Here is a 6,297-nt window from a genome sequence, read left to right as displayed (position 1 = left end):
GGCCAGCGCCTGGCCGAACATGTGGCGGCCGCGGGCACGGCTTACGGCCTCGTCCAGCGCGCGGCGCGCGAAACCCAGCGCGGCGGCGGCCACCGAGGCGCGGAAAATATCCAGCGTCATCATGGCCAGCTTGAAGCCCTGGCCGGCATCGCCCAGGCGGTGGCTGGCGGGAACGCGGCACTGGTCGAACGCCAGCGTCGCCAGCGGATGCGGCGCCATGACGTCGATGCGTTCGGCGATATCCAGGCCCGGCGTGCCGGCATCCACCACGAAAGCACTGATGCCGCGCGCGCCCGGGGCTTCGCCGGTGCGGGCGAACACGCAGTAGAAATCGGCGATGCCGCCGTTGGATATCCAGGTCTTGGCGCCGTCCAGCACGTAGTGGTCGCCGTCGGCGCGCGCCGTGCAGGCCAGGGCCGCCACGTCGGACCCGGCATCGGGCTCGGACAAGGCGAATGCGGCGATGGCCTGCCCGCTGGCCACCCGCGGCAGGTAGTCGCGGCGCAGCGCGTCGGACCCCATCAGGGCGATGGCGCCGCTGCCCAGGCCCTGCATGGCCAGGGCGAAATCGGCCAGGCCGTCATGGCGCGCCAGGGTTTCGCGCAGGATGCACACCATGCGCGAATCCACCTGGGGCAAGGCGCCGCCCCAGGCGCCGTCGGGGCCCGACGGCACGCAATAGCGCAGCCAGCCCGCCTGGCCCAGCGATCGCACCAGGGCACGGCACGCGGCATCGGTATCGCCGTGGTCGATATCGGCCAGGCCGTCCACGCACCAGGCCTCAAGCTGCGCCGCCATCTCGCGATGCCGGTCATCGAAAAACGGCCAGTCCAGCCACGCAGTATCGGCCACGTCAGTCTCCTTCGAAAACGGGTTTGCGCTTGTCCACGAAAGCGTCGTAGGCGCGGCGGAAATCGCGCGTCTGCATGCAGATGGCCTGGGCCTCGGCTTCGGCTTCGATGGCCTCGTCCACGCCCATGTTCCATTCCTGGTGCAGCAGTTTCTTGGTGACGCCGTGCGCGAACGTGGGGCCGGCGGCAAGTTGCGCGGCCAGCGACCGGGCGGCTTCGAGCAGGCCAGCGCCGTCGTGCAGGGTGTTGAAGAACCCCCATTGGGCCCCTTCTTCGGCGCTCATGGCCCGGCCGGTGTACAGCAGTTCCGAGGCCCGGCCCTGGCCGATGACGCGCGGCAGCAGCGTGCAGGCGCCCATGTCGGCCCCCGCCAGGCCCACGCGGGTGAACAAGAAGGCCGTGCGGGCCTGCGGCGTGCCCAGCCGCAGGTCGGACGCCAGCGCCAGCATGGCGCCCGCGCCGGCGCAAACCCCATCCACCGCGGCCACGATGGGCTGCGGGCAGGCCCGCATGGCCTTCACCAGGTCGCCCGTCATGCGGGTGAAGTCCAGCAACTCCGGCATGCTCATGCGCGTCAGCGGGCCGATGATCTCGTGCACGTCGCCGCCCGAGCAGAAATTCCCGCCCGCGCCCGCCAGCACCACCACCTTGATATCGGTGGCATAGACCAGCCCGCGAAACAGATCGCGCAGTTCGGCATAGGAATCGAACGTCAAAGGGTTCTTGCGTTCGGGCCGGTTCAGCGTCACCGTGGCCACCTTGCCGTCGGGCGACACGTTCCACAGGAAAGTTCGCGCGGCGTAGTCCGCATAGGGGCGGCGGTGATGCTTCATGCTGTGTTCGGAAGACGCACTGCTCATGGGATCTCCTGGGGTTCAGCCGGCCATGACTTCGCCGCCATCGACGGCGATGCATTGGCCATTGATCGAGGTGGATGCGGGCAGGGCCAGCCAGGCCACGGTGTCGGCCACTTCGGCGGGCTGCACCAGCCTGCCCTGCGGATTGCGGGCCGCCAGTTCGGCGCGCGCCTGGTCGGCCGTGCGGCCGGTTTTCTGCACGATGTTGTCGACCGCGCCGCGCACGATGTCGGTGTCGGTAAAGCCGGGGCACACCGCGTTCACGGTGACGCCCTTGCGCGCCACCTCGAGTGCCAGGGCGCGCGTCAGCCCCACTACCCCGTGCTTGGCGGCGCAATAAGCGCTGACATATGGGTAGCCGACCAGGCCCGCCGTGCTGGCCACATTGATGACCCGCCCCCAGCCCGCCGCCAGCATGCCCGGCAGCGCCGCCTGCGTACAGTGATAGGTGCCGGTGAGGTTTACCGCCGCCGGCCCCGGAGGCCACGACTGCCGACGCGCCATTCGCCACGCAGCCGGTGGTGGCCGCCACGGATTTCGACGCCCTGCGCGAGCAGGTGCTGCAATGCACCGCCTGTGGCTTATGCAACGGCCGCAGGCATGCGGTGTTTGGCATGGGGGCGCGTCCAGCGCGCTGGATGGTGGTGGGCGAGGCCCCGGGCGAACAGGAAGACCGCCAGGGGCTGCCCTTCGTGGGGCGGTCGGGCCAGTTGCTGGACGCCATGCTGTCCGCGGTTGGCATGAGCCGCCAGGACGACGTTTTCATTGCCAACGTGATCAAGTGCCGCCCACCCGGCAACCGCAACCCTAAGCCGGAAGAAATCGCGGCCTGCAGCCCCTACCTGATGCGGCAGATCGAGCTGGTGAAGCCCGAGCGCATTCTGGTGCTGGGCCGGTTCGCGGCCCAAACGCTGCTGGGCACGGACGCCACCATAGGCAGCCTGCGAGGGCGCATGCACCAATTCGCCGCCCCGGACGGCCGCAATATTCCGGTGGTGGTCAGCTACCACCCGGCCTATCTGCTGCGCAGCCCGGTAGAGAAAGCCCGCGCCTGGCAGGACCTTAGGCTGGCGACCAGGGGCTGAGCGGCCCCTTCAGTGAGGCGATTTCAGGGCCTTGCCGTGGCCTTCCTGGCCGATCTGATCGTGCAGGGCGGGGTTGTCCGACAGGTTGCGGCGGCTCCAGCGCATGAACAGGATCATGAGAATCGCCACCAGCAAGCCGAACAGCACGATGATGGTGTTGATGGGCAGGTTGGCCCACAGCAGGATGGTGTAGATGGCCACCATCAGCAGGATATTGAGCTGTTCATTGAAATTTTGCACCGCGATGGAATGCCCGGCGGACAGCAGCACGTGGCCGCGGTGCTGCAGCAGGGCATTCATGGGCACGACAAAGAAGCCTGCCAGCCCGCCGGTGAGCATCAGCAGGGCATAGACGCTCCAGGTGGAGTGCACCAGCGGCATCAGCAGCACCACCAGGCCCATCAGGACGCCGACAGGCAGCACGGAAAGCGCCTTGCGCAAGGGGATGCGGCCGGCCAGGATGGACCCGACCACCGTGCCCAGCGCCGCCACCCCCATCAGCATGGATGCTTCGTCCAGGCGGTAGCCCAGGTGGCGCCGGCCCCATTCGATGACGATGAGCTGCAGCACCGCGCCCGCCCCCCAGAACAGGGTGGTGACCGCCAGTGAAATCTGCCCCAGCTTGTCTTGCCACAGCACCTTCACGTAGCTGAAGAAGGTGAGGGTCAGGCGCATCGGGTTTTTCTGCTGCGGCGGGTAGCGCACGTGCGTTTGCGGGATCAGCAGGTTGCACAGGGCGGCCAGCAGGTAGACACAGGCGATCACCAGAATGGCGGCTTCGGCCGGGGTGTGCACCAGCCGGCCGATGGTTTCGTGCTTGAGCAGCAGTTCCGAGGCGGCCGGCGAGATCAGCACCCCGCCCACCACGGTGCCCACGATGATGGACAGTACCGTCAGGCCTTCGATCCAGCTATTGCCCTTGACCAGCATTTCGGGCGGAAGCATTTCGGTGACGATGCCGTACTTGGCGGGAGAGTAGGCCGCGGCGCCCACGCCCACCAGGCCGTAAGCCAGGCACACCAGGTAAGTCTGGTGGGCGGGCTCCAGCCCGAGATTGGCGTACATGAACATCAGCAGGCAGCCGCCCACCTTGAGCGCGTTGGTGGCGAACATGACCCGGCCCTTCGGGAAGGAGTCGGCAATGGCGCCCACGAAGGCCGCCAGCACCACGTAGGCCAGCGCGAACGACCACTTCATCATGGGTGCCATCCAGTCGGGGCCGTGCAGCTCGAGTATCAAGGCGATCGCCGCGATAAACAGGGCGTTGTCCGCCAGGGACGAGAAGGCCTGCGCGGCCATGACCAGATAAAACCCGCGTTTCAAAAGTGAATCCCCGGTGGCTGCCGGCACACGGCAGCGGTGAATGACCTGTTTCGTATGGAAAAAAGTGTCAGCGAGTATAGCGTCCAGCGCTGGAACAGGGGGTTTTGCGTGCCGGATCGCGGCCTTGCCGCCGATGGGCAGCCCGGCGGCCTGGGGTATCATACGATCCGCATGTGCCGGCCCCGCGTGGGCCGCTTTGCAATCCGTACGGCAGGTCCGTTCAACGCCTTTCGTTCAACCCCGTCCGTCATCGTACTGTGCGCCTAACTCAACTAAAACTCGCCGGCTTCAAATCGTTCGTCGACCCCACCGTTATACCCGTGCCCAGCCAGCTGGTGGGCGTGGTGGGTCCCAACGGCTGCGGCAAGTCAAATATCATTGACGCCGTGCGGTGGGTGCTGGGCGAGGCCAAAGCCTCGGAATTGCGCGGCGAATCCATGCAAGACGTGATTTTCAACGGCTCGGGTAACCGCAAGCCGGCGGCGCGCGCGTCTGTTGAAATGGTGTTCGACAACAGCGAGGGCCGGGCGGCGGGGCAATGGAGCACTTATTCCGAGATCGCCGTGCGCCGCGTGCTGACGCGCGACGGCACCAGCAGTTATTACGTCAATAACCAGCAGGTGCGGCGCCGCGATATCCACGACATTTTCCTGGGCACCGGCCTGGGCGCGCGCGGCTACGCCATCATCGGGCAGGGCATGATCAACCGCCTGATCGAGGCGCGTCCCGAAGAACTGCGGGTTTTCCTGGAAGAAGCCGCCGGCGTGTCGCGCTACAAGGAACGCCGCCGCGAAACCGAGAACCGCCTGTCCGACACGCGCGAGAACCTGACCCGGGTCGAGGACATCCTGCGCGAACTGGGCTCGCAACTGGAAAAGCTCGAGGCGCAGGCCGAGGTTGCCCGCCAGTACCGCGAACTGCAGGCCGACGGCGAGAAAAAGCAGTTCGCGCTGTGGCTGCTGAAGGAAACCGGCGCGCGCGACGAGCGCGGCCGCAAGAACCAGGACATTGCCCAGGCGCAGAACAACCTGGAAGCCGCCATCGCCGGGCTGCGCGCCAACGAGGCCGAACTCGAATCGCGCCGCCAGGCCCATTACGCCGCCAGCGACGCGGTTCATACGGCGCAAGGGCAACTGTACGAGGCCAATGCCCAGGTCAGCCGCCTGGAAGCCGAGATCCGCCACGTGGTCGATTCGCGCAACCGCCTGCAGGCCCGGCGCGAACAGCTGCAACAGCAGATCGGCGAATGGGATGCCCAGCAAGCCCATTGCGTCGAGCAGATCGCGCAGGCCGAAGACGACCTGGCCGCCGGCGCGGCGCGCACCGAAGAAGCCCGCGCGCAGGCTGAAGATGCCCACGCCAGCCTGCCGTCCACCGAGTCGCGCGTGCGCGAGGCGGCCGCCTCGCGCGATGAAATGCGGGCCTCGCTGGCCCGCGTCGAACAGAATCTGGCGCTGGTTGCGCAAACCCAGCGTGATGCCGATCGTCAATTGCAGAACCTGGAGCAGCGCCGCGAGCGCCTGCAGCAGGAACTGCGCGAGTTGCAGGCCCCCGATCCCGCGCGGCTGGAGCAACTGGCCGGCGACCGCGCCGTGGGCGAAGACCAGCTTGAAGACGCGCAGCGTGAATTGGCCGCCCTCGAAGGCCAGGTGCCCGAGGCCGATGCCGAACGCGGCCGCGCCCAGGCGTCGGCCCACCAGGACGCCCAGAATCTGGCGCGCCTGGAAGCGCGGCTGGCCGCCCTGGTCAAACTACAGGAAGACGTGCAGAAACAGGGCGCCCTGGAGCCCTGGCTGGCCAAGCATGAACTGGCCAGCCTGGGGCGCTTGTGGCAGAAGCTGCACATCGAGCCTGGCTGGGAAAACGCCCTGGAATCGGTGCTGCGCGAGCGCATGGCCGCCATGGAGGTGCGCAACCTGGACTGGTCGCGCGCCTTTGCCGAAGACGCGCCGCCCGCCCGGCTGGCTTTTTACCAAGTGCCGGCCGCCGCGCCCGCGCCGGCCGCGCCGCAAGGGCTGACGCCCCTGGCCAGCCTGCTGCGCATTACCGATCCCGACCTGCGCACGCTGCTCAACGACTGGCTGCGCAATGTGTACACCGCCGCCGACCTCGGCCAGGCGCCGGCCGCGCCCGCCACGAGCTTGTCGGCGATCTCCTCGGGCCCGAGGCCCGGGAACTGCC

4 protein-coding genes and 2 pseudogenes are annotated in these 6,297 nt (G+C 67.8%); 2 read left to right on the top strand and 4 right to left on the bottom strand.

The genetic code is table 11. The features are described from left to right. The 3 genes and pseudogenes from LPZ50_RS20110 to LPZ50_RS20100 form a co-directional block, all read right to left on the bottom strand. The coding region (locus LPZ50_RS20110) for an acyl-CoA dehydrogenase family protein (RefSeq protein ID WP_230664284.1) at positions 1-852 on the bottom strand (852 nt) is incomplete at its 3' end. 1 nt (position 853) lies between these two features. Next, positions 854-1,711, bottom strand: a complete 858-nt coding sequence (locus LPZ50_RS20105) for an enoyl-CoA hydratase family protein (protein ID WP_230664281.1) — start codon at positions 1,709-1,711, stop codon at positions 854-856. A gap of 15 nt (positions 1,712-1,726) precedes the next feature. Further along, positions 1,727-2,176 (bottom strand): annotated as a pseudogene (locus LPZ50_RS20100) (SDR family NAD(P)-dependent oxidoreductase); the annotation flags it as partial. A gap of 2 nt (positions 2,177-2,178) precedes the next feature. Here LPZ50_RS20100 and LPZ50_RS20095 point away from each other — a divergent pair. Then, a pseudogene (locus tag LPZ50_RS20095) lies at positions 2,179-2,793 on the top strand (uracil-DNA glycosylase); the annotation flags it as partial. 9 nt (positions 2,794-2,802) lie between these two features. On the opposite strand, the gene lplT reads toward LPZ50_RS20095, so the two are convergent. After that, a complete protein-coding gene (lplT, locus tag LPZ50_RS20090) occupies positions 2,803-4,116 on the bottom strand; it encodes a lysophospholipid transporter LplT (RefSeq protein WP_230664275.1) in 1,314 nt (437 codons plus the stop codon). A 257-nt stretch (positions 4,117-4,373) separates the two neighbouring features. On the opposite strand from lplT, the gene smc reads away from it, so the two are divergent. Further along, on the top strand, positions 4,374-6,297 hold a 1,924-nt coding region (gene smc / locus LPZ50_RS20085), incomplete at its 3' end, for a chromosome segregation protein SMC (protein ID WP_230664272.1).

Origin of the sequence: Bordetella petrii, from assembly GCF_020991325.1 — a bacterium.
GTDB lineage: Bacteria > Pseudomonadota > Gammaproteobacteria > Burkholderiales > Burkholderiaceae_B > Bordetella_A > Bordetella_A petrii_E.
Note: the sequence above shows the minus strand (reverse complement) of the source record. Positions and strands in the feature narration are given on the sequence as shown.